28 protein-coding genes are annotated in these 22,656 nt (G+C 52.9%); 16 read left to right on the top strand and 12 right to left on the bottom strand.

Translation table 11 applies throughout. From position 1 onward, the window contains the following. Positions 1–25: 25 nt before the first annotated feature. Positions 26–799 carry an META domain-containing protein gene (locus MED297_RS21595; protein WP_008047652.1) on the bottom strand — a complete coding sequence of 258 codons (774 nt, stop codon included), beginning with the start codon at positions 797–799 and terminating at the stop codon, positions 26–28. Positions 800–862: 63 nt separating this feature from the next. Beyond that, the gene (locus tag MED297_RS18420; RefSeq protein ID WP_008047649.1) at positions 863–2,059 is read right to left on the bottom strand and encodes a sugar efflux transporter; all 1,197 of its coding nucleotides are present in this window, start codon (positions 2,057–2,059) and stop codon (positions 863–865) included. A gap of 131 nt (positions 2,060–2,190) precedes the next feature. On the opposite strand from MED297_RS18420, the gene MED297_RS18415 reads away from it, so the two are divergent. Together MED297_RS18415 and MED297_RS18410 are read left to right on the top strand one after the other, a co-directional pair. Next, on the top strand, positions 2,191–3,063 hold the full coding sequence (locus tag MED297_RS18415) for an AraC family transcriptional regulator (RefSeq protein ID WP_008047647.1): 873 nt from the start codon (positions 2,191–2,193) through the stop codon (positions 3,061–3,063). A 109-nt stretch (positions 3,064–3,172) separates the two neighbouring features. After that, positions 3,173–4,288 carry a GGDEF domain-containing protein gene (locus MED297_RS18410; protein WP_008047643.1) on the top strand — a complete coding sequence of 372 codons (1,116 nt, stop codon included), beginning with the start codon at positions 3,173–3,175 and terminating at the stop codon, positions 4,286–4,288. 25 nt (positions 4,289–4,313) lie between these two features. Here the strand turns inward: MED297_RS18410 and MED297_RS18405 are convergent, their stop codons facing one another. From MED297_RS18405 to hutX, 4 genes are all read right to left on the bottom strand, one after another. Continuing rightward, positions 4,314–5,465: an HmuY family protein gene (locus MED297_RS18405; RefSeq protein WP_008047641.1), complete on the bottom strand. Its 1,152-nt coding sequence runs from the start codon at positions 5,463–5,465 to the stop codon at positions 4,314–4,316. Positions 5,466–5,481: 16 nt separating this feature from the next. Continuing rightward, positions 5,482–7,449 (bottom strand): TonB-dependent receptor plug domain-containing protein, encoded by a 1,968-nt coding sequence (locus tag MED297_RS18400; RefSeq protein ID WP_008047640.1) that lies wholly within the window; start codon positions 7,447–7,449, stop codon positions 5,482–5,484. A 231-nt stretch (positions 7,450–7,680) separates the two neighbouring features. After that, entirely contained in the window at positions 7,681–8,229 is a 549-nt protein-coding gene (locus MED297_RS18395) for a HugZ family pyridoxamine 5'-phosphate oxidase (protein WP_008047632.1), read from the bottom strand. Beyond that, positions 8,226–8,630: a heme utilization cystosolic carrier protein HutX gene (hutX, locus tag MED297_RS18390; RefSeq protein WP_008047630.1), complete on the bottom strand. Its 405-nt coding sequence runs from the start codon at positions 8,628–8,630 to the stop codon at positions 8,226–8,228. Before hutX ends, MED297_RS18395 begins: the two co-directional genes overlap by 4 nt. 137 nt (positions 8,631–8,767) lie before the next feature. On the opposite strand from hutX, the gene MED297_RS18385 reads away from it, so the two are divergent. The 11 genes from MED297_RS18385 to MED297_RS18335 all read left to right on the top strand — a co-directional run bounded on the left by MED297_RS18385 (position 8,768) and on the right by MED297_RS18335 (position 16,742). Beyond that, entirely contained in the window at positions 8,768–9,610 is an 843-nt protein-coding gene (locus MED297_RS18385) for a heme/hemin ABC transporter substrate-binding protein (RefSeq protein WP_008047628.1), read from the top strand. A gap of 16 nt (positions 9,611–9,626) precedes the next feature. Next, the gene (locus MED297_RS18380) at positions 9,627–10,655 is read left to right on the top strand and encodes a FecCD family ABC transporter permease (RefSeq protein WP_008047625.1); all 1,029 of its coding nucleotides are present in this window, start codon (positions 9,627–9,629) and stop codon (positions 10,653–10,655) included. Beyond that, the gene (locus MED297_RS18375) at positions 10,652–11,419 is read left to right on the top strand and encodes a heme ABC transporter ATP-binding protein (RefSeq protein WP_008047624.1); all 768 of its coding nucleotides are present in this window, start codon (positions 10,652–10,654) and stop codon (positions 11,417–11,419) included. Before MED297_RS18380 ends, MED297_RS18375 begins: the two co-directional genes overlap by 4 nt. Positions 11,420–11,467: 48 nt before the next feature. Continuing rightward, positions 11,468–11,914, top strand: coding sequence for a hypothetical protein (locus tag MED297_RS18370; protein ID WP_008047622.1), 447 nt, complete (start codon positions 11,468–11,470; stop codon positions 11,912–11,914). A gap of 154 nt (positions 11,915–12,068) precedes the next feature. Then, on the top strand, positions 12,069–12,545 hold the full coding sequence (gene bfr / locus MED297_RS18365; RefSeq protein WP_008047620.1) for a bacterioferritin: 477 nt from the start codon (positions 12,069–12,071) through the stop codon (positions 12,543–12,545). 11 nt (positions 12,546–12,556) lie between these two features. Beyond that, on the top strand, positions 12,557–13,024 hold the full coding sequence (bfr, locus tag MED297_RS18360; RefSeq protein WP_008047618.1) for a bacterioferritin: 468 nt from the start codon (positions 12,557–12,559) through the stop codon (positions 13,022–13,024). A 253-nt stretch (positions 13,025–13,277) separates the two neighbouring features. Next, entirely contained in the window at positions 13,278–14,117 is an 840-nt protein-coding gene (locus tag MED297_RS18355) for a DUF6920 family protein (protein WP_008047614.1), read from the top strand. A 179-nt stretch (positions 14,118–14,296) separates the two neighbouring features. Beyond that, complete coding sequence (locus tag MED297_RS18350) at positions 14,297–14,692, top strand: GFA family protein (RefSeq protein WP_008047612.1); 396 nt, start codon at positions 14,297–14,299, stop codon at positions 14,690–14,692. Positions 14,693–14,771: 79 nt separating this feature from the next. Beyond that, complete coding sequence (locus MED297_RS18345) at positions 14,772–15,281, top strand: GNAT family N-acetyltransferase (protein ID WP_008047611.1); 510 nt, start codon at positions 14,772–14,774, stop codon at positions 15,279–15,281. Positions 15,282–15,417: 136 nt separating this feature from the next. Then, positions 15,418–16,266 carry a hypothetical protein gene (locus MED297_RS18340; RefSeq protein WP_008047610.1) on the top strand — a complete coding sequence of 283 codons (849 nt, stop codon included), beginning with the start codon at positions 15,418–15,420 and terminating at the stop codon, positions 16,264–16,266. Continuing rightward, positions 16,263–16,742: a pilin gene (locus MED297_RS18335; protein ID WP_008047608.1), complete on the top strand. Its 480-nt coding sequence runs from the start codon at positions 16,263–16,265 to the stop codon at positions 16,740–16,742. The genes MED297_RS18340 and MED297_RS18335 overlap by 4 nt, the downstream gene beginning before the upstream one ends. A gap of 75 nt (positions 16,743–16,817) precedes the next feature. Here the strand turns inward: MED297_RS18335 and MED297_RS18330 are convergent, their stop codons facing one another. Together MED297_RS18330 and MED297_RS18325 are read right to left on the bottom strand one after the other, a co-directional pair. Next, complete coding sequence (locus MED297_RS18330) at positions 16,818–17,246, bottom strand: organic hydroperoxide resistance protein (RefSeq protein ID WP_008047605.1); 429 nt, start codon at positions 17,244–17,246, stop codon at positions 16,818–16,820. Positions 17,247–17,371: 125 nt separating this feature from the next. Continuing rightward, the gene (locus MED297_RS18325) at positions 17,372–18,214 is read right to left on the bottom strand and encodes an endonuclease/exonuclease/phosphatase family protein (RefSeq protein ID WP_008047603.1); all 843 of its coding nucleotides are present in this window, start codon (positions 18,212–18,214) and stop codon (positions 17,372–17,374) included. Between the two features lie 168 nt (positions 18,215–18,382). On the opposite strand from MED297_RS18325, the gene MED297_RS18320 reads away from it, so the two are divergent. The 3 genes from MED297_RS18320 (at position 18,383) to MED297_RS18310 (ending at position 19,753) form a co-directional block, all read left to right on the top strand. After that, entirely contained in the window at positions 18,383–18,592 is a 210-nt protein-coding gene (locus MED297_RS18320; RefSeq protein ID WP_008047601.1) for a bacterioferritin-associated ferredoxin, read from the top strand. Between the two features lie 227 nt (positions 18,593–18,819). Then, positions 18,820–19,245 (top strand): RpiB/LacA/LacB family sugar-phosphate isomerase, encoded by a 426-nt coding sequence (locus MED297_RS18315; protein ID WP_008047599.1) that lies wholly within the window; start codon positions 18,820–18,822, stop codon positions 19,243–19,245. A 10-nt stretch (positions 19,246–19,255) separates the two neighbouring features. After that, positions 19,256–19,753, top strand: a complete 498-nt coding sequence (locus tag MED297_RS18310; RefSeq protein WP_040557612.1) for a P-loop nucleotide/nucleoside kinase family protein — start codon at positions 19,256–19,258, stop codon at positions 19,751–19,753. A 7-nt stretch (positions 19,754–19,760) separates the two neighbouring features. Here the strand turns inward: MED297_RS18310 and MED297_RS18305 are convergent, their stop codons facing one another. The 4 genes from MED297_RS18305 to MED297_RS18290 are packed head-to-tail and all read right to left on the bottom strand — an operon-like array spanning position 19,761 to position 22,656. After that, positions 19,761–19,943, bottom strand: coding sequence for a hypothetical protein (locus tag MED297_RS18305; RefSeq protein WP_008047596.1), 183 nt, complete (start codon positions 19,941–19,943; stop codon positions 19,761–19,763). A 34-nt stretch (positions 19,944–19,977) separates the two neighbouring features. Next, a complete protein-coding gene (locus MED297_RS18300; RefSeq protein WP_008047595.1) occupies positions 19,978–20,736 on the bottom strand; it encodes an iron ABC transporter ATP-binding protein in 759 nt (252 codons plus the stop codon). Further along, the gene (locus tag MED297_RS18295; protein WP_008047594.1) at positions 20,733–21,725 is read right to left on the bottom strand and encodes an iron chelate uptake ABC transporter family permease subunit; all 993 of its coding nucleotides are present in this window, start codon (positions 21,723–21,725) and stop codon (positions 20,733–20,735) included. Before MED297_RS18295 ends, MED297_RS18300 begins: the two co-directional genes overlap by 4 nt. Continuing rightward, a complete protein-coding gene (locus MED297_RS18290; protein WP_008047593.1) occupies positions 21,718–22,656 on the bottom strand; it encodes an ABC transporter permease in 939 nt (312 codons plus the stop codon). The genes MED297_RS18295 and MED297_RS18290 overlap by 8 nt, the downstream gene beginning before the upstream one ends.

The raw sequence follows: 22,656 nt of genomic DNA, 5'->3' as shown, positions 1-22,656 counted from the left end.
GCATGTACCATCGTGATCAACGCTGTTAGCGGCTGGCCGTCAGCGACAGCAGTAAAGAGCCCGCATCGTCGAACAACAGCAGAGTGTCTTGTGTTTGCAAGCGAAAGCGATGAACCCGGTTTAATGCATCCAGAACGTCGGACTCCTGGGTCATCGGCAGGCAGGCTTTACGGGTACTGACCAACGATTCGATCTGCAGGCGATTACCAGACACCAGCAAACGTCCGCGTATCGAGTTGCAACCGGCAAAACCCGAAACGATTTGCGTCGATTCAAAATGCAGGAAGGGCGGTTGCTCAGATGGCACTGCCTCAAGCGGCTGCCCATTCAGGTGAGTGATGGTCCAGTTCAGTGGCATTAACTCACCGGTGAGTCGACTGAACCCTGACAGCTGAGTCAGTTGAGTCGGCGTGCCCGGGACGCTCACTGTCGGTTCTGCATCTTGATTGGCGGGCAGAAGTTGCTGCGCTGAAACCAGAAGCTCGATGTCATCACGATCAGCAAACTCAAGCTCAATCGTTTGGTTGTTTCGTGCCCACTGATATTCGCCGACACTGACGCTCAGTGAACCGGTGACGTCTTGCTCCGTTAACCGGACCGGCCCCTGTCCGGACTTAGAACCTTCAGGATAAAGCTGAATTTCCGACAGAGTGTTTGCGCAGTCCGGACAGGTCAGAGTGCCCTGGTATCGGCCGACCCAGTGGTCGGCTTGGTCGTCCTCCACGCTCGGTGGGTGACTTGTGCAGGCGGCAAGAACCAGCACCGGAATCAGGTTGGCGAAAAATCGAAGCGCAGTCATTCAGTTCTCCAGTCGTCAGTCCGTGCAGTGTAGAACAACCTGACTGAACCGGGACTGAATGGTTCAGTGGCTGGGTTCAGTCAGCGGGATCACCGACGATTGTTGATGACGTCCCATCGCGATCAGCAGTACCAGGCTGATGATCCCCAGTGCCAATGCTACGAGAAAGGTGCTGCCAAAGCTGAACCATTGCGCAATCGCACCGGCGGCAAAGTTCCCCAATAGCATGGCCGCCTGTTGAGCATTATTAAACAGAGTGGTTGCCAGTCCAATGGAGCGCTTCATCAGGTCTTGCACCAGGACGATGCCAATGGATGCTGTAATGCCGACAAACAGGCCATTTAACAGTTGCAGTAACACCAACACCAGAATGTTGTCCGTTTGGGTCAGGCCGGCAAAAAAGAGACAGCCGGCGGCGACGCCGATCACCATCAAACGGTGCATACCGAGGCGGGACCCGTAAATACCGGCCAGAATCATCACGGGCACTTCAATGAAAGCGGCCAGTCCCATCAGGTTGCCAACCCATTGTGCACTTAAAGACAGTTCATTGGTGACATAGAGGGGAATGGAGATCAGGTACATGTTCGATGCTGCAAACATGCTGAAGGTGGCGAGCAGAAACAGCACCAGCGCCCGGTTGTGAATCCAATGCGCCGATGGGGCCGCCGGGTCATCATGATCGGTACGCTCAGACCTGGGTTGTTCCGGAACACCTAACAGCATCACAATCACTGAAGCGCTCGCGATCAAAGCTGCAGAAAATGCTCCGGTAAAACCAAACAGACCGTGAAGAATAAAGGCCGACGGTGGGCCAACGACCCAGGCAATGGCGATGGCGGCGCGCATCAGTGCGATGTAGAAGTTCGCCTGACGTCCGAGGTTTCGATCCGCGTGAAGGCGTCCAAGCGTAAAGAGCTGTGGCAATGTCACACTGGACAGACTCATTGCGGTGACGGCCATAAACAGTACAAAGCCGTAGCTTCGGGTCAGCATGAGGCTGAGCAGCATCAGAATAAAGCCTGCCTGGCCGCTGTAGATCAGCGCTTTCCGGCTCCAGCCCGCGTCCGAACGCCGCCCCAGCCAGGTAGAGGTGAGCATGCCGGCACACATCATCAGCGCCATAAAAACGCCCATCGCCAGTGGTGACGCGCCCAGTTCATTCACAAGGTACAGGCTCGTTAACGGAAACAGGAAGGCGTAAGACAAACCAGCAAAGAGTGTGGAAATCAATAAAGCGATGGAGGCATAGCGACGCATGAACAACAACTCGGGTGAAAAATCAGGAGGCGAAAGTGTAGGGCGATGTCTCGTCTTGTGTGATGAAAAGCCCTCATAAAATGATACTATCTGATCAAAGATATCCATTGAACTGAATGTAAGTTATCAGAATGAAGCCATTTGAAGAAAAAGTGAGCCGCGAACGACGGTTTGAGTTTCGCCTTGAGCGTTATCTCTGTGAGGTTAGTCATTTCGAGTGGCACTATCATCAGGAGTACGAGCTGGTGCTGTATCGGCACACCGAAGGTCAGTTGTTTGCTGGTAACTATCACGGCCATTATGAGCACAACAGTCTGGCCTTGTTTGGTCCGCATCTGCCGCATACGGCGACACTGGATCAGTGCACCGGACCGGAGCCGACCACCTATGTGCTTTGGTTCGGGCAAGACTGGATTCAACAGATTCTGACCGCCATGCCCTCATTGCAGCGGGTTGGCGAGTTGTTGGTACGTGCCGGGCAAGGGGTGTCATTTCCGACGGATCTGGGCGAGCAGGTTCATAGCCGACTCGAACGCCTGAGCACCTTGCCGGAGGCTCAGCGCACACTGGAAGTGCTGATGACACTGGCGATGTTGGCTGACAGTGCCGAGTGGCAGGCGCTGAACCCAAATCTGGCACCCGGATCGGTCACCGATGGTGATCGTATTCAAGCTGGTCGCATACGGCGATTGATGAACTACATCGAGCAACATTACCACGAACCCCTGGCGATAGATGACGTCAGCCGGGCGTTGAATCTCAGCCCAAGTACTCTCCGACGCCTGTTTGAGCGCCACTTTCGCGAAAGCTTCAGTGAACACCTGAAACAATACCGAATCGGTAAGGCCTGTGAGTATCTCGTGAACAGTGAGACGCCGGTGGCGCTAATCGCTGAGCAGGTGGGCTTTCAGAACCTGTCGAACTTTAATCGTCAGTTTCGTCAGGTGAAGTCGATGACGCCGAGACAGTTCCGGCAACAGTTTAATCCACTGACACATGCCTGAGATCAGTCGACAGGTTACAAAATCGCACTATGCTCAATGGTTGACCCAGTGCAGTATGTCGCGGAAAGGGCCGACACTGCACCGTTACCTGTTTTTTTAAGTGGACCCGATGCCGACAACTCTGAACCTGGATATCGATTCGAAAGACAGCTGGATTCTGCAGCGCGTTGTACAGTTTCTGGCTCAAAATGCTTTGCAGTCCATCGTGCCCAGCCTGTTGGTGGTGCTGATGTTTACCATCCTTAATCGTCACGACTTCATGTCGTCGCCGATTCTGATTGGTTGGAGTGTCAGTGCGATCTTATTGGCGATTGTGCGGCTTCTGCATTTTTTCCGACTGAAGCATGCCAACAGTTCTGTCCAGCGAGAGAGTTGGCTGAAAGGCTATCGGGGATTGACGCTGATGTCTGGCCTTATCTTCGGCACATTGCCTCTGCTGTTTTTTGATACCGCTTCCGATTTCATGCAATCGCTGATCGTGTTTGTCCTGATTGGGATGCCGGCCGCAGCGGCCGGCACTCATGGGGTCGACAGTTGGACCTTCCGATTATTCTCTCTGAGCATTGTGATTCCTTCGATCGGGTTCTTTTTTGCATCGTCTAACACTGATTACACCATTCTGGCGGTTCTGATGATTCTGTTCCTGATTGTAATGGATCGGTCCGCTGCTCGTACGCGTGCGTCGCTGATGGAAAACATCGAGCTGACCTATGAAATGAGCTATCGGGCGACCCATGATGCATTGGTCGGATTGTTGAATCGAGAAGAGTTGGAACATCAGTTTGAGCTTCGGGCACCGCACGCTCGTCACGGTGTGGCGATGCTGTTTCTGGATCTGGATAATTTCAAACCGTTGAACGACACGCTGGGTCATCAGGCCGGTGATGAGGCCCTGAAGCGGGTTGCCGACATTATTCGAACGGCCATTCGGTCAGATGATCTGGCGGCTCGACTGGGTGGCGATGAGTTTGCGCTGATCCTGTTTTTGCAGACTGAAGCGGAAGTTCAGGAACTGGCCGAATCCATTCTGAATCGGGTCAATCAGCTGATTATTGATGATCGATATCAGGGCTTAAGTGTCAGCATTGGTATCAGCTTTCACACAACAACGACCGGTGTTGGTTTTTCCCGATTGATGCGCACCGCCGACCTGGCGCTCTATGACAGCAAGCGCGCGGGTAAGAATCAGGTTCATCTGCGGCATTTTGATGAACCTGAATATTGAACGGCCCGCAGGCCGTGTTTTTTGATCAGGGTGCCTGCAGATACCGCAGTGTCACATGCCCACTGACGGCCGCTTCATTGTAGTAGTTGATGAACTGAACATAGTAAGTCTCATCGGCGTCCCGGACCGCGTATACGCGATAGTTCGGCCAGATGTTGTGCCCGCCATTCACGCCATAGGCTTGCCATGGAAACTCGCTGAAGACGGAGGACTGACCATCCACATTGTATTTATAGTGATGGGGCGTTAGGTCAAAATCGTCGTTCGCAACGTCCTGAATCGGGTTGACGATCTGGGCGCTATCGGCATTATCAAACGGACCGGCCACGCCGGCGGCGCCGGCACCCGATGTACCGCTGTTCAATCGCAGAGTCGGATTTAACTGACCGCGACCCGTCCCGGTATTGCTGTATTTGATGTCCCAGGCCGCGTCAGTACAGTCAATGCTGGTTTGCGTTTCAATATCAAAACACCCTTCACCAACGCCTTGCGGCGTACTGATTGACCAGGTTACCGGCTCACCAAACGCAGCACTTCCATTTGCGGCGATCTCAAGCTGAAACACCGCTTCGTCATAAGCATCGGCATCTGCATAGGTTTTTTCGGGATCAATGATTTGCGTTGCGGTCAGTTTGGCGTACGCATTCCCGGTGTTAGATTGCACCACATAAAGATTGTCATCGTTGGCGTAAACCCCATGGGTTGTCATGTCATAAAACAGGAAGGCATCAACGTCCATCAGTCCGTTTGAAATAGCAAACTCATCATTCGCTGCTGCGAAATCATCTTCTGCTGGTAACGTCGCATCAATCAGATGATCCAGTTCAGAGCTGGCCGTACTGTTGATAAAGATCGAGGTATTGGCGTTTTCGCCGGTGTAGAAATCGGCTTGTTCGGCGACTATGGCGGCCTCTGCATCCGGATGCAGAATGACATTGTAACGCTGCAATGCCAGGTGCCAGGTGTCGGATTCATCAACGAGGGTGCCCTGTGCCAAGTCAAGATAGTTCCATTGAGTATGGCTGCTGGCATCAATAGTTATGCGTGTCGTGTTTTCATCGATAACCTCATTGACGTTAGGATCGTCAGTATTGTCTGCGCTGGTATCCAGGCAGGCCGAAATAGGTAGTGTGGCAACCAGCAGTGTTGCCAGTTTCAGAGTTGGGGTCACCTTCATTTTTTTCTCCAGTCAGTTATTGGTAGCGAATGGCCATCGACCAGGTTCGGCCCAGCACCGGTCGGGCATCGTCGTCTTGTTCGTTGTTATGGTTATTGGTCAGGTTGTCCACGGACAGGTGCAGCCGCCAGTGATCCGTTATTGAGAATTGTGCGGCCAGATCCACCAACAGATAAGGGGATGCGACCGGACGTGATTCGCCACCGAGTATCTGTTCACCGACGTAGCGGACCTGATGACTAAGCACTGTGTCGTGCCAGTTCGGCAATGACAGTTTTTGGGAAAACTGCACCGACAAGTCCGGACGGTTGATCAGGTCCTGGTCGTTCGAGGTGTCACGTGCTTCCAGAACCTGAGCCGACAGGCGATTGTTCAAGTTCCATGAACCAAGCGACAGTAGCAGGTTCATTTGGGTTTCCACACCCTGGATCCGTGCCTGTCCAAGATTGGTGTATTGAAAGGTGTCGATACCGTTGTCGATATCTTCGTTCAACTCTGTATCGATGAGATTGCGGACATCCTGGCGAAAGGCGGTCACGGACCAGTTAGCCTTCTGCGCAGCAACGCTGAAGTGTCCGCCCAGTTCGATCTGGCTGCCCAGAGCGGTTTCAGGCTCCAGTTCGGGCGAACCGATGAGTTCATAACCGTACTGTTCATGATCGAACCGGTAGTGCCGTTCTTTCAGATCAGGAACCCGGTAGCCCAGTCCAGTCGACGCACGCAGGTATGTTCCCATGTTGTGGCTGTTTTGCAGGTCCCAGCGCAGCGCCAGTTTTGGTGACAGGAAAAAGCCGAAATCACTGTCCCATTGCGCACGTAACCCGGTGATCGTTTCCAGTGAGTCGGTGGTGTACCAGTCGTCCTGAGCAAAGACTTCCAGCGCGCTGCGGTGTTTGCGACTGATTTCGTTTGTGGTTTCACCCTGTTCGGTTTTTGTCTGTTCGAGAAACTCCATTGAAGCAACCAAGCCCAGAGTCAGGTCATGATGATCGGTAAACAGCGTCTGTTGATGACTCAGACGAGGCGCAAGGCTGATCGCTTGACGCGTCAGATCGTAATAATCATCGGCTCCGACAACGGCTTGTCGGGTGTCGTAGCGATCACCGTCGACCTGAATGATCTGTTCGCTGGTCGTGGTACTTCGTCGCAGAGAAGCCGACAGTTCATCGCTGTTTTCAGTTTTGATTCTTTTAAATTCGTTATTGGCTTTAATCTGCAAGTATGGACGCTCGAGGCGTCCGCCCATCCACGTCAGGTTGGATTGAAAGTCTTCCCATTGGTAATCCCCGCTGAGTGTCCATCGGTAGCCGGAGGCGAGGTTGGCACCGTAGCGATCCGGGTTAATATCAACGCCACTGTAACGGGTCAGTGATAACCCCTGTTCGGCAAAGCCGTCACCGAGTGCATAGCCGGTCTGCACGTTCGCGTTAAGTTCGGTCGGCCCCTTCGTCGTATCGGATTCGGTTTGTGTGGCGCCGATTTCTGATGACAGATAGGGCGTTTTCTCGTCGTTGGTGATCAGGTTGATCACGCCGCCCATAGCGCTGGACCCGTACAGTGATGATGAGTTGCCCGGCACGATTTCCACGCGTTGAATCCGGCTGAGATCAATACGTTCGACATTAAACTCGCTATTGGTCTGGCGTGTCGGAACACCGTCAATCAGAATCAGAACGTGCTCCGGGTTCATGCCCTGCATCATCACTGTCTGCCCCTGTTGCCCATGTTGGTCCATTAGCTGCAGGCCGGGTACGGACTTCAGCAAATCATCCAGCCGGGTGGCTCCCTGTTCGCGTATTTGTTGTTGATCAATGACTTCAATCGGAATCGGGCTCTCCGGCAGGCTTTTTTCAGTGCCGGTACCGGTGATGACCAAAGTTGGCAGTGCCGTGGTCTCATCGGCTGACAAGGTACTGCTGATCAGTACGGTCGTGATTGCGGTCGCAACGAGAGTGTTGCGTTGGCGTTGGGTTCGCTTCGTCATAATCTGGAATCCGGAAAAAGAGTCAGCAACCGGAGGACTGCGCAACAACGAAAAACAACAAGTTAAAATCTGCGAATAATCCGCCTTGAGACTTGGAGATCCTGAACAGGAACCGCAGATTTTGAATCGGGCCGTGATCCTTAAATGTTGTCTTCCGCTGTTACCCTCCGGGTTGCTGACTGTACAAAAACTGCAGGCTGGAGAGAGTCAGTCTGCAGCGATTGGAAATCGTCAGGCGCGAACGGGTTCGGCGCGCTGTTCGGTGTCTTTACGTTTGTGCCCATCACGAAGATGCTGCAGGCTTTCCCCGGTCAGTGAACCCGCCGCGAGGGTGTAGGCCTTACCGAACCCTTTGACGTATCGGCCGCCTTTAGAGCGTAATCGGAACAGTTTGAAATCGCTGAGTTCAGACAGGTGCCGAATACGATCACCGTGTCGATCGCTCAATGCGTTGACGCCCGATTGCCAACGGTCATCGTCTTCATTGATGTGCTCGGCTTGAACCCGGTAACTGACGCGCTTACGGGCGAACAGTTCAGCGGCGGTGTCTTCATCTTCAATGATCAACACCGACGCATCAGGATGATCAACCAGATTGCGCCCGTGTATGGCAATCTCACTGATCAGGATGTAAAAGCCATCATCGTCGAAAGCAAACGGTGCATAAGACGCGTAGGGGCCATATTCCTCACTGAGGCTGGCCAGTTGCAGCGTTCGCCGTGAGGCGATGTGATCGCGGATTTCGGTTTGCAGTCGATTTTCCAGTGCCTGGTTTTTCATTGTGAGTTCTCGTCTTGCATAAGTTCAAAAAACGCCGCCTTCTGATGAGCGAGCAGCTCACCCTGGTCATCCCGGCCAAGAAAAATTTTAAAAATGGTGTCGCCATTGCGGTTGTTGAACACCAGCGCGTAACTTTCACGACCTCGGTGTGGCTTGGTCTGAAAAGCGATGTGATCAACGTCGCCAAGGTTCAGGTGACCATGGAAGCCGGGTACCGGACCGTTGAGGTTATAAAACCCGTGACCGACGGAACCGTCCGGAAACGGTCCTTTAAACTCAAACACGCTGCCGAGGTGGATCACGATGGTTGTGACCGGTCCCCAACCGGCGATCTGTTTAAGAAGGGACTCAGCTTGAGCGCCGGGTAATGTCGTTGATTGTGTGGTGTCGATGGTCGTCATATGCATCACTGTCGTTTGATCTTTTTAAACACTAACATCAATCATTCTTATTTGTAAACGATAATTATTCTCATTGAAAAGTTCGACAATTCGGGTACTCTTTTCGACAACAACATCAAAAAAAAGAGAGTACACCCATGAAATCGATAAGCGGCCTGACCCTGACCAGCCTTCTGTCTCTGAGTCTGAGCCTGCCGGTATTGGCGGAGCCGACTGACACGTCACGCATTGCCAGCGTGGATGCCAATGCCACAGAAATACTGATGGGGTTCGGTTTGGCCGATGCCCTGGTAGCGGTTGATGTCACCAGCCAGTCCTTAGTTGGTGAGCGTGGACTGCCCGATCTTGGCTACCATCGGGCCTTATCGGCTGAGGGCGTCTTAAGTACCGAGCCAACCTTGGTGATCGGCTCGACCCACATGGGACCGGCTCCCGTTGTTGAGACATTGACGAGAACCGGGGTGTCTTTGGTGCAGTTGCCTGCGGCCAGCAACGCCGAAGAACTGATCGTGAACATTGCCGATCTGGGTGAGCAGCTGTCACGAACCAGCGAAGCGGCCGAGATGGTGGCGCAGGTGCGTCGTGAGCTCAGTGCGATACAGGAGACTGCCGGCGACGCCAAACCGCGTATGGTGTTTTTGTTGAACATGAGTACGCGGGGATTGTCCCAGGCCGGTTCAGGGACCACCGGTGACGCGCTGATCCAATTACTCGGCGGTGACAACATCACTCAGTACGGCGGCTATAAGACGGTTTCCATGGAAGCGCTGCTGGAGCTGGATCCGGATGTCATCCTGGTTGGCAGTGAAAGTTCACAGGCGGATGCCGCTGCTGATTTAGTCAGTCAGCATCCCTTACTTGAGCACGCGCGCGCCTATCAGAACCAACGGATACTGACCGTTGATGCCGGCAAGATGGTGGCCGGTGTCAGCCTGGGTGTGGTGCGTGAGGCGCATCGGTTGAGTCAACTCGTGTATTAAGCGGCGGAGACTCGGAATGAAACGAACCGTTTCGCACAGCCAGCTTTATCCGGCGTTGATTGTGGTGCTGATTCTCAGCGCCGGCTTATCGGTAACGCGCGGCGCCATGACGTTGCCGGCCGGTCAGAGTCTGCTCGCCATCTGGGATGGTATTTGGGGCAGCTCACTGACCAGTTTGAAGTCGTTTCAGCAGGCGGTGGTCTGGGAACTGAGGATGCCGAGAACACTGTTGGCGATGGCCATTGGGGCCTTACTCAGTGTGTGCGGTGCGATCACTCAGGGGCTGTTTCGTAACCCATTGGCCGACCCCGGCATCATTGGTGTCTCGACCGGCGCCGGGCTGGGGGCGGCCCTGTCCATTGTGCTGCTGCCCATGTCGGTCGCGGCGGTAGCCACGCCCATTGCGGCGTTTTTAGGCGGCCTGTTGACCACCTTGCTGGTGTATCGATTGGCGCAGTCGTCTCAGGGAACGTCAGTCGTCATTCTGTTGTTGGCCGGCGTGGCCATCGCCGCCTTTGCTGGCGCTGCCATCGGATTTCTGACCTACATCGCCGATGATCAGACGCTGCGGGATCTTTCTTTGTGGGGAATGGGAACTCTGAACGGGGCCAGTTTTCCTCTCGCCGGATTGGCGCTGGCGACGTTGGTGATCACCTTGGTGGCGGCACAACGCGATGCCGGTCAGTTAAACGCTTTGCTCATTGGTGAGCCTGAAGCCCGACACACGGGGATCGATGTGGAGCGGTTAAAGCTGCGCATGATTGTTGTTGCCGCCATTGGTGTCGGTGTCAGTGTATCCATTACCGGCGTCATTGGGTTTCTGGGTCTGGTGGTGCCTCACCTGGTGCGCATGTTGGTCGGTCCGGATCATCGGATTCTGTTGCCATTGTCCGCGCTGCTGGGAGCCGGGTTATTGATGATGGCCGATGTCGCGGCTCGGATATTGATGGCGCCAGCGGAGCTGCCGGTCGGCTTGATGACCGCTTTGATTGGCGCGCCGTTTTTCACCGTTTTATTGATCAAACAACGGAGACACCTGCTGTGAGCATTCTGACTTTGAACGATGTGTCGTTGCATCGAAACGGGCGCTGCATTCTCGATGTTCGGGAAGCCGTGTTGACCCAGGGCGACACGGTTGCGGTTCTCGGACCAAACGGTGCGGGCAAGTCGAGCCTGTTGAAAATCATCAGCGGTGAAACGGTGCCAACGGCCGGGCAGATTTGCTTTCACGGCAAACCCCTGACGGCATGGAATCGTCTGGAACGAGCCCGCCATCTGGGGGTGCTGCCGCAATCCAGTCAGGTTGGTTTTCCGTTTACCGCAGAAGAAGTTGTCGCCATCGGCGCCATTCCTTTATCGATGCGCAAACGTCAGATCGCTCAGTTGGTTCGGCGTGCCATGCACGATACCGATGTCGGTCATCTGGCAGAGCAGCCCTACACACGGCTATCGGGTGGTGAGAAACAGCGCGTGCAACTGGCCCGGGTGTTGGTTCAGTTGTCGCAGGCTGAGCGGCCACCCTTATTGCTGCTGGATGAACCTACGTCCGCGCAGGACCTCGGGCATCAACATCTGTTGATGCAAACGCTGAACGACTTGCGGGTGCACCGAGACTTTACCTTACTGGCGGTGCTGCACGATCTGAATCTGGCCTGTCGTTATGGTCAGGGCGTCTGGGTCCTGAACCATGGGCACTTACAACAGGTGGGCGCGGCGGATGCCGTATTAACGCCGGAGACGGTTGAGCAATACTGGCACTACCGGCCAGAAAAAGTCACCACGCGGCAACACCATTTTGCTTTGCTTTGAAGTTGATCATTGTTATTCCTGAACATGTGAAAGGGGGATTCCGGAATCATGAAATTCGTATGTGATGACTGTCATCAGATGTTGCTGAAAAGCGAGGAACATCGACAACGTTTTTTTGCTCAGGCGATTGACCGCGCGCGACGTCTGGTGTCTACCCGGCAATACGACTCGGCATTGCTGTATTATGGCAATGCCTTGGACGCGGCGGACATCGCGCTCGACAAAACCGCACCGGAACAGAACGATATCGACCATTACATTCGTACCGGCATGGAAATGCTGTTTGCGTTACGCAAGGCCGGTTTCTTTTCTGACCTGGCTCCCTTTATCGAGCAGGCTGAACGCCGGCTGAAACAGTTGTCCACCGTCGACAATGTTGGCTGGTTAGTTCGACCGCTTAAAGACATTGCAGAGCACCCCATCTGCGTTGTGGAGTTCTGGCTGTCTTCACTGCTGTCGTCCGTTCACCAACCCCGGCCGGCGGTTCTGCACTGATGGTGTGAGCGCGAAGCGGACTATTGGGAATGAGAAACATTGGCAAATACGAAGAAGTTTGAGAAATCAATAAAGCGTCTGATTTTTTTGATCTTTATCGGCCGTTCAACTAGGTTTGTGTCCTGAATTCTCCAACGCAACCAAGGACCGCCTTATGCAAGGTGATACCGGCATCATTGCCTATCTCAATAAAGTGTTGATGGTCGAGCTGACATCGATTAATCAGTACTTTCTGCATGCTCGCATGTTTAAAAACTGGGGGCTGGAACGCCTCAATGAAAAGGCCTATAAAAAATCCATCAAGGATATGAAACAGGCGGATGCTTTGATCGAACGCATTCTGTTTCTGGAAGGGCTGCCAAACTTACAGGCGCTTGGAAAACTGAACATTGGTGAACACACCGAGGAAATGCTGGCCAGCGACCTCAAGCTTGAACTCGAACAAGTCACGCTGTTAAAAGAATCCATAGCCGCTTGTGAAAAGGCCGGTGATTTCGTCACGCGCGACATTCTGGAAGACTTGCTGGCCGATGAAGAAGAGCATGTCGATTGGCTTGAAGCGCAGGAATACCTGATCGATAAAACCGGCATTCAGAATTATCTGCAATCGCAGATGCACGACGACGATTAAGGAGCAGAACCATGCAAGGTAAACAAAAAGTCATTGACGCATTGAATGGTCTGCTGGCACTCGAACTCACCGCGATGGACCAGTATTTCATTCACTCAGAAATGTACGCGGACTGGGGTCTTTCAAAACTGTATGAGCGCATTGCGCACGAGTTTGATGATGAGAAAGGTCATGCCAAGGCGTTGATTGAACGCATGCTGTTTCTGGAAGGTTCACCGGACATGGCCACCCGGATACCGCTGCGTATTGGCAAAGATGTGCCGGAAATGCTGGAGAACGATCTGAAAGTTGAGTACGAAGTTCAGCAAGCGTTGGTCGAGGCGATTAAACTGTGCGAACAGGAAGAAGATTTTGTCAGCCGTGAAATCCTCGAGAAGCTCTTGGATGATACCGAAGTGGATCACGCCTGGTGGCTGGAGAAACAACTCGGTCTGATCAAACGGGTTGGTTTGCAAAATTACATCCAATCGCAGATGTAACCATCATCCAGCTCAGCAAATGCCCTTCAAAAAACGCCGGCGTAATGCCGGCGTTTTTTTTGTCTGCCGAGAACAGTTTGACTGCGCAATGCAAGTGCCTGTGGTCTTTTTTCAACCGAGACTTGTCGCGCGTTCGCATTGTCATGGATTAGCGATTGTATCGCTCAGTTGTCCGTCCAAAAATGGCGGGGTGATCGGGCACTCGTCTTTCATGGTTTAAGGCAGTGCCTTTGTGATTAAACAGGGAGGGGTCATGAAAGTGCTGTCATTTGTGTTTGGGTTGCTGATACTGGTGGTGCTGGTGATTCTTGGTGGGAAACTGCACTGGCGACTTTCGACGGCCGAGCTGATTGAGCAGATGCGCGCTTCGAATGAAAACAGCCCGGCCATAGTGGATGATTCCCCGTCTTTTACGGCGTTGCCGGAGCCCGTTCAACGGTATTTTTCGATGGTGCTGAAGCGCAACGCGCCGTGGCCCGAGCAGGTGGTCATCCGTCATGAGGGTGAGTTCAACATGGGATCCGATGCGCAACCTAATTGGCGACCGATGGCATCAGAACAGACCATCCAGATTCAGGGAGCCGGGTTCGTCTGGGATGCAAGGATTACGATGGCACCGCTGATGACGGCTCATGTTCACGATGCCTATGTGGATGGGCAAGGGCTGCTGAGAGCCCGATTGTTTGGTGGGATCCCGGTCATGTCGGCCTCAGCGAGTGATGAGTTAAACGAAGGCGAGTTGATGCGATACCTGGCCGAAGCCCCCTGGTATCCGTATCGGCTGTTGCCCAGCGCCTCTCTTCGTTGGCAGGGCATCAATGCGTCGCAGGCCAGAGCGACCTTAACGGATGATGATACGTCTGTTTCTGTAGTGTTTACCTTTGACGATACGGGTCTGATCACGCAAATGGATGCGACACGTTATCGCGATGTGGATGGCCGTTTGATCCTGACGCCTTGGCAAGGGCAATTATGGAACTATAAACATCATAACGACGTACTGATTCCCATGTCAGGTCACGTAGGCTGGCGGATTAACGATTCGACGCAGCTGTACTGGAAAGCTGACATCGTTTCGATTGAAAGTCGTTAATGGTTTTTTTGACAGGTCTGGATATGCATACAGTCTTTGTGTAATGTTGCGCTGCTTGAAAAGATCAAAATATTTCCTGCGAAGTGCGCCTTATATTCGACCTTTCCATGAGCTCTGAAACCAGGCGAACTTCTGACTCAGGACACTAGACCCCCTATCGCTAAAAAGGAACTCAAACCATGATGACAGGAAGTTGTTGCTGCGGCGCAGTTACGTTCGAACTCAGCGAAAAGCCAACCCTGGTGGGTATGTGCCATTGCAGCCGTTGCCGTAAACTCGGTGCCAGTGCATTAGCGTTCGTCAAGGCTGAGTCGTTTCGACTTACGGCTGGCCAAGATTTGATTCACCATTATAAACCTGCACCGCCTTACGAACTGGACCGTTATTTTTGCTCAGCTTGTGGGACGGCATTGGGCGAAGTACTGTCCGACCAACCGTCGTTTCCGATTAACGCTCACTGTCTGGATGTCGACTTGGGTGTCCCGTTAACGTTTCACGAGTTTGTGGCCGATAAGCCCGACTGGTATACGATTGGCGGGGATGCAAAGCAGTTTTTGCAAAACCCCCACGACTGATCCCCGGATGGAACTCCGGTAATCAACGTCTGGCTCACGCATGTTGTGCCAGACGTACACTTTTAAAAGGGCTCTGCAGATGGACCTGACGATTGAACCTCTATCCTTTGAGCATTGTGCCATCCTCGCGGATGCCTTTGCGCAACAAAGCTGGCGCAAGCCAGAGCAGCAGTACCGACAATACGTGATCGAGCAAAATGCCGGCGAGCGGGATTGCTGGGTAGCGTTAGTCGAGGGCCAAGTCGCTGGTTATGTGACGGTCAAGTGGGCATCACCCTATGCGCCTTTTTATGAGCAAGGGGTTCCGGAAATTATGGACTTAAACGTTTTAAAGCGATTTCAACAGCAGGGCATCGCAACGCAGCTACTGGATCATGCTGAATCGGTGGTGGCGCGTACACATGAAGTGGTTGGCATTGGCGTTGGATTGATCGCCGATTATGGTCCGGCTCAGGCATTGTATTGTCGTCGCGGCTACATTCCTGATAAGCGCGGCATCTCGGTCGCCGGTGTGTTTCTGACCTATGGCGACTCGGTGGTGATGGGTGACGATGTCGCGTTGTACTTCACTAAGCCGTTGTCGTCCTGAGCATTAACTTTCGATTTTTATTCTCCTTTATGCGTAGTACAGGTATGGCATTATAGATCCGGTTGCAGAAAGCAGGGGCTTGGTCTCTCATCCGCTGCACAAGACAATCTATTTAATATCAAGGAGCGTTCTTTTAATGACTTGGGAAAGGTTTGGGTACATCTGCCGGAAAGTGGCTGCGGGAATCAGGGAGGACGAAACAGTTTCTGATTGTATTGGCAGAGTGGAGAAAAGCGAGTCCTGTGCGTATTACGGTGATCCGCTTCATCGGCGTTCACTGCCAAAGAAGATACTCGATAAGGTTGCATTAATCGATAGTAAAGAACGAGCGCTTGCGACCCTAAACATCTATCAAGAATTTGATCTCGTTGAAAAGTTCGAAGAGCCAATACGGTTTAAGCGAGTGGTCGCTTATTTGAGCTATGTTACCTTTATTTTCTATATCGTCGTAGGGATCTACCAAGTGAAGGTTGCTCCGACATTCTTAAACGCGTTCAATGATTTTGAGCTTTCGGTTCCCCGTCATCTAGGCTGGTATCAAGATTACTGGGGCTATATTGTGCTTGTTGTTTCAATACTACTTATCGCGTCATTAGTGATCGGGCATAACCTGAGAAAGTTGTTCAGGTTTGATCTGGGGATCGAAAATGGGTTCGTCTTTAAATACTTGGTTTTCAGGAGTATTCGAACATCTTATAAGAAGGTGATGGATATCTTGCAGTTCCCGATTTCAGAGGCTGGCGAACCAGAAGAAAACCGTTCGTCGGAACTGGTCAATCACCTGAAAGAGGTTGAGGCTTCAGAGATGTCAGTTGCGGTGGAAATGCAAGCGTTGCTCCGGGTTCAGATGCGTGTTCTTCTCGAGAAAAGTGAGCAACAAATGAAGCTCATTTCAGTTTTTGTTGCACTTGTGGTGGTAACGGCGATCTTCTTTTTCTTGGCGAGCGCTTATTCGCCAATATTCTTTTTAGGAGAAATTGTATGAATGGAATCAAGGGGTTTACATTAATCGAGTTGATGATTGTTGTTGCAATTATTGGCGTTCTTGCGTCTGTCGCGCTCCCTGCTTATCAGGTTTACGTGCAACGAAGTGAGGTCGTCGAGGCCCTCAGTATGGCAGCGACGATCCGGGAAAATGTGACCAACTACTACGTTGAGGAACTCGAGTTTCCTACGGATAATGAAACGGCTGGCGTGCCGGCCGCTAACTTTCTGATCGGTAACAGGATCACGGGTGTCGTTGTTGAGTCCGGAGCAATCCACGTAACGCTGGGCAACAAAGCATCCGCGCCACTTCAAGGTAAGGTTCTGTCGTTTAGACCTGCAGCCGTAGTTGGCAGTCCTGCCAGCCCGATTGCCTGGCTCTGTGGTTACGATGAACCCGTGAACGGTATGCAAGCAGTAGGCACTAATAAAACAGATTTGGAAAAAGAGTTTCTACCGGCCGCTTGCCGAGGCTAAGTCTGTAAAGGGTTTTCCAGTTAGGATCAAAAAACGGCGCTCAGAGGCGCCGGTTTTTTGTTAACGGTTCATGTCTTAAAGAACGCTCAGTTTGACATCAATGTTACCGCGCGTGGCATTGGAGTATGGGCATACTTCATGCGCTTTTTCAACCAACGTCTGGGCGGTGTCCTGGTCGATGCCAGGAATGCTGACGGCCAGTTCAGCTGCGATACCAAAGCCAGCGCCGACCGGACCGATATGAACCTTGGATTGGATGGAGGTATCTTCCGGCAGTTTAATTTTCGCGGCACCGGCGACCACTTTCAGGGCGCCAATGAAGCAGGCGGCATAGCCCGCAGCAAAGAGTTGTTCGGGGTTGGTACCGTCGCCGCCGGCACCACCGAGCTCTTTAGGTGTGCTCAGCGTGACATCCAGTTTGTTGTCTGAGCTTTTAGCGGTGCCTTCACGACCGCCGGTTGCTATGGCTTGTGCGGTGTACAGTGTTTTTTCGAGAGTTGCCATGATCGTTTCCTGTTGCTGTGCATTTAGTTTGTGCGCAAAACAATACGGTGAAGTAGTTTGCCTGTCAATTGTTTTGCGCGCAAAATATTGTCAGGAAGTTGTATAGTGGCTTCTCGGGTGGGGGGTTAATCTGAAAAACGGATATCTGCACTGATCGGGAAGTGATCACTGGGGTACTCCCCGCCGTATCGGCGGTCCCAAACCTGAACATCGGTATCGGCAACAAAGTCGTCTGATATGAGGATGTGGTCGATGGCCGGTAACAGTTTCAGTCCCAGAATGCGGTTGGTGCTGCCGCCGGGCTTTATTGGTGTCAGCTTCGGTTCAAACCGTTCCACCTCACGAAACCAGACTGGCGCATTGAAATCTCCTAACAGGATCACCGGTGTTTCACCAGCGATCTGCTCGATGCGTTCAGCGGTCAGCTCTGAGGATTGGCGTCGATTGCTGCGACTGGCGAAGTCGTTATGGAAGTTAAACACGAACAGGTTGCGGTCATTCGTGTGATCGAACAGTTCGACCCAGCTGACAAAATAGGGGTAGCGACCATCCCATTGCCTTGAGTAGATGACATCCGGGGTTTCCGAAAAGAAAAAGAACCCCTGCGTTTGCAGTGAAAACCGATCCCGGCGGTAAAGAATCGGCTGGGTGATGGGGAACTGGTCGGCATTATCGCTGAAGGCGCCGGCGTTATAGTCCGGGTGGTGTTCGAGAACCCAGTCCAACTGCAGGTTCTGATGATTCACACCGCCGACAAAGGATTCCATTTCCTGAAAAGCGAGGATGTCGGCGGCCATGTCGTCTATGACGGCAATCACGGCATCCCGGCGGGTTTCCCAGTCATCGTCAGGGTTGTTCGGGAGGATGTAATGGATGTTGTGGGAGGCGACGCGCAGGGGCGTACCTGCCAAGGCGGTCGCGCAAAGCAACAGACTCAAGACCACAGAAACCGACAGTAATCTAACCATGATCGAACTCCCAAACCATTTAAAAAGCTGATCTTACTCAACGCGTGACGTCAATTCTTAACGATAATCATCGCTAACTGTGAATTATTGTTAAATGATTGAATTCTCATTTGAGAATGCGTTTCATTTGGATTATAGTCCACACTATCAACTGCATAGGGTAGAGCAATGTACGTTTGTTTGTGCCGAGGCGTAACCGATACTCAGATTCGCGAAGCGGTGGTCGATGGGGCCAGCAGCCTTCGAGAGGTCAATTCGATCCTGGGGACCGCATCTCAGTGCGGTAAATGCGGTATCGCGACCCGAGACATCATCAATCAAACCTTGGCGGCACTGAATGAGCATGAGGTTGCTGACCTGTTCTACGAGGCCGGCTGACCGGTCTCATTCCGGGTGTCTGCAGATAACCCGCACACCTTTTTGTTTTCTTTTTCCTGTTCTCCTCTCAAACGCCGATCTCACTGACATCCGGCTCAGCCAATATTGAACCCTCTTTCGCGCCTGGGGCCATCGCTTCCTGATGGTTACCCACTTATTAAGTTCGAACACTTCCTATCGTAGACATCGCCTGGCTTTAACCGGATGCAAATAGAGGAGAAACCATATTGATTGTTGCGTTAGCGTGTGACCACGCTGGTTTTTACTATAAAGAGTCCATTCGTAAGGCTCTTCTTGAGCGCGGGGTGTCGGTTCAGGATTTTGGCGCCCACTCGGAAGAGCCGGTCGACTATCCCGATATCGTCCGGCCAGCCGCCGAAGCCGTTGCCCGGAATGATTGTCAACGAGGCATCATCGTCGGTGGCAGTGGCAATGAAGCCATTGTCGCGAACCGGATCCGGGGCATTCGGTGCGCCGTGGTCTGGAACCTCAGAACGGCTGAGTTGTCGATGGCACATGGTAATTGCAATATGATTGCCATTGGGCAGCGCATGATGACCGAGACCGATGCGTTAGCGATCGTTGATCATTGGCTTGCGGCGACCTTTGCTGGCGGCCGACATCAACGTCGGATCGATAAAATTGATGTGTAAGGAATCTGGCATGACGAACAAAGGAACTCTGTATTTTCTGATTGGGAAAATGGGTGCAGGGAAGTCGACCCACTCGAAAACCCTGGCTGAGCAAGTTGGTGCGATACGGATTTCAGAAGACGATTGGCTCAGTTTGCTTTATCCCGATGAGATTCAGACCTTCGACGACTTTGTCGTACGCCATCGTCGTCTGTTGTCCGTCATCCGGCCGCATGTGCAACAGTTGTTGTCAGTCGGCAATGCCGTTGTCTTGGATTTCCCGGCGAACACGCAGCGAGACCGGCAGTGGTTTGTGCAGTTGGCAACCGACGTTGCGGCGGCGCACCGGGCGGTTTATCTGTCCGCGTCAGACGATGTTTGTTTGGCTCGAATCGCTCAACGCCGGGTGGCTCAGCCCGAGCGGGCAGCGTTTGATAACGAAGCGGTGTTTACGGCGGTGACTAAGCTGTTTGAACCGCCACAACAGCGTGAAAATCTGAACCTGGAAGAATGGGTACAGACTCTGTAGCCATGGGTTACCAACCGGGGTCGTGACCGGAATCGCTGTCCGGTCGCCCTGCAATCAGAAAACCAAGGCATCCCAACAGGACCAGTCCTGAAAGCGCGTCTTTGACAGATAGACCGGCCGCGTGTCCGCTCAGTGCGATCAGTAAAATCATCACTAAGAGGCCTGCGAGTGTTCGACTGATGGTTTTCATAGTGTCGCCTCCGGGTGCGAATGTGTAACTGGGTTTACAGGTAATACAGACACAAGCGTTTGTCGTCGATCTGTTGCACACTCAACGGCATGTCGTACAAGTCCATCAGAATATGATCCTGCATCACCTGCTCGGGTGAGCCGCTGTGTGCAATGCGGCCATGTTTCATGGACACAATCTCATCGGAGTAGCAGGACGCAAAGTTGATGTCGTGCAGAACGACCACGATGCTTTTGCTGAGCTCTTCACAGGCGCGTCGTAGTTGCTTCATGATGGCGACGCTGTGTTTCATGTCGAGGTTGTTCAGGGGTTCATCCAGAAATACGTACTGAGTATCCTGAGCCAACACCATGGCAATGAATGCCCGTTGTCGCTGGCCGCCGGACAGCTGATCCAGATAGCGATCCTGCAGGTCCGACATATCGAGGTAATGAATGGCCTGATCAATGACGGCCCAGTCTTCTGCCGTCGGGCGACCGTTGTGATACGGGAACCGGCCAAAGCAAACCAGATCACGCACGCTGATGCGGGCGTTGATCTGATTATCCTGTCGCAGAATGGAGAGCCGCGTTGCCAGGACTCGGTTATCAAAGCTGTCAATCGGTTGTCCATCAATCCGGACTTCACCAGACGTTGGTTTTTGCAACCGGTTCAGGATCGCGAGCAATGATGATTTTCCGGCGCCGTTAGGGCCGATGATGGAGGTCAGACCCTGTTGGCGAAGTGACAGACTCACGTTGGTCAGAATGTCGTTTTTACCATAGCTCAGGCAGATATTGCTCAGTTCAATCATGCTTTCCCCTGTCGGATAATCAACGCCAAGAAGAACAGTCCACCGAAAAACTCAATGATGATGCTGAGTCGGGTGCTGAAGTTAGTGAGGTGTTGCAGAATAAATTCGCCGCTGACCAGGGTCAGCATGCCCAGCAGGGCGGCGAATGGAATCAGAAAACGGTGCTGATAAGAACCAGCCAGCCGATAGGCCAGGTGCACAACCAGCAGGCCGAAAAAGGAGACCGGTCCGACCAGCGCCGTCGACAGACTGACAAGAATCGCCACCAACAGCAGAATCATCAGCACCATGGCGTTGTAGTTTAAGCCGAGGCTGGTGGCACTGTTCTGACCGAGCAGCATCACGTCCAATCGGGCATGTGTGCGCCACAGGGCTACTGCGGTTACGGCCAGCACGCCGAAAGAAATCTGCAGCAGAATAGGATCGACCGCCGCAAAGGTGGCAAACAGCGCATCCTGCAGCACACCAAACTGAGTCGGATCCAGTAGCCGAAACACCAGCGCACTGCCACTGGAAAACAGGACGCCAAAAATAATCCCGGCCAGCATCATGAACTGCAGAGACTGCTGGTTACCACGAAAGAGCAGCCGATACATCATCAGCATGGCGAGGATCATCAGTGCGGTTTCCATGCCCCATTTCATGTAGGGGTTCAGAGTGTTGAAACCGATGACGCCAAGCGTCAGAACCAGAATCGATTGGATCAGCACATAGAGCGCATCGAACCCCATGATGCCCGGGGTCAGAATGCGGTTCTGGCTCAATGTCTGAAACAACAGCGTGGCCGTCGACACCGAAAAACCCACCAGTAACAGCGTGATGAGTTTTTTGCTGCGGTACTTCAGAGTAAACGCCAGGCTCGCTTTAATGTCCCACGTCAGGTACAGGGCAATCGCAAACACCACCAAGGTCAACAAAAGAGCCAGACGCCAACCGGGCGTCAGTGTTGGCCAATGCAATGGCCGCGGACGGGAAACAGCTTCAGTCATATTGACGGTTCCGATGCAGCAGAATAGAAAGAAAGATGACGCTGCCAAACACACCCATGATGATGCCGATGGGCACTTCATAGGGGTAACGCAGCGTTCGCGCGAGCAGGTCGCAGGCCAAGACCAGGCCGGCACCGATCAGGGCAATCCAGGGCAGAGATTTGCGCAGATTATCGCCCATAAACACACTGACCAGATTGGGGACAACCAGACCGAGAAATGGAATGACGCCCGCGTTGACCACGGTGATACCGGAGATGACGGCAACCATACAAACACCCCAGATTACGATCCAGCGGTAATTGACGCCCAGATTTTTCGCCACACTCTCTCCGAGCCCAACCAGGGTGAACTGATTGGCCGTGATGTAAGCAGCAATGCAAAGCACACCACTGAGCCAGAGCAGTTCGTAACGACCGCGCATGATCATGGAGAAGTCGCCTTGAATCCACGTCCAGATGGATTGAATCAAATCGTACTGAAAGGCAATGAAGGTGATCGTCGAACTCATGATGCCGGAGTACATAATGCCGACCAATGGCACAATAACTTCTGACTGAATGCGGATGCGGCTAAGCAGAAACAGAAAGCTGACGGCACCTACGACGGCAAACAGACACGCGACAATCAGCTTGACCATAACGCTGGATTCTGGTGCAAAAATCAACAGCAACAGGATGCCGAGTGTGGCCCATTCCACCGTGCCGGTCGTGGTCGGTTCGACAAATTTATTGCGCGCCAGCATTTGCATTATGACACCGGCGATTGCCAATGAACTGCCTGCCAGCAAGACCGCCAGGGTGCGGGGAATGCGCGTCAAAAACAGGAGCGAGTAATTCTCCTCACTGGCGGAAAGATCCGCCACGCCGACAAACAGGCTGATGACGGCCAGCGCCGCCACCAAACCAAGCGTAAGCAGAAAGGCTTTCAT

This window comes from Reinekea blandensis MED297, assembly GCF_000153185.1.
Lineage (GTDB): Bacteria > Pseudomonadota > Gammaproteobacteria > Pseudomonadales > Natronospirillaceae > Reinekea > Reinekea blandensis.
The sequence above is the reverse complement of the archived record's forward strand: the minus strand, read 5'-3'. Positions and strand labels throughout refer to the sequence as shown.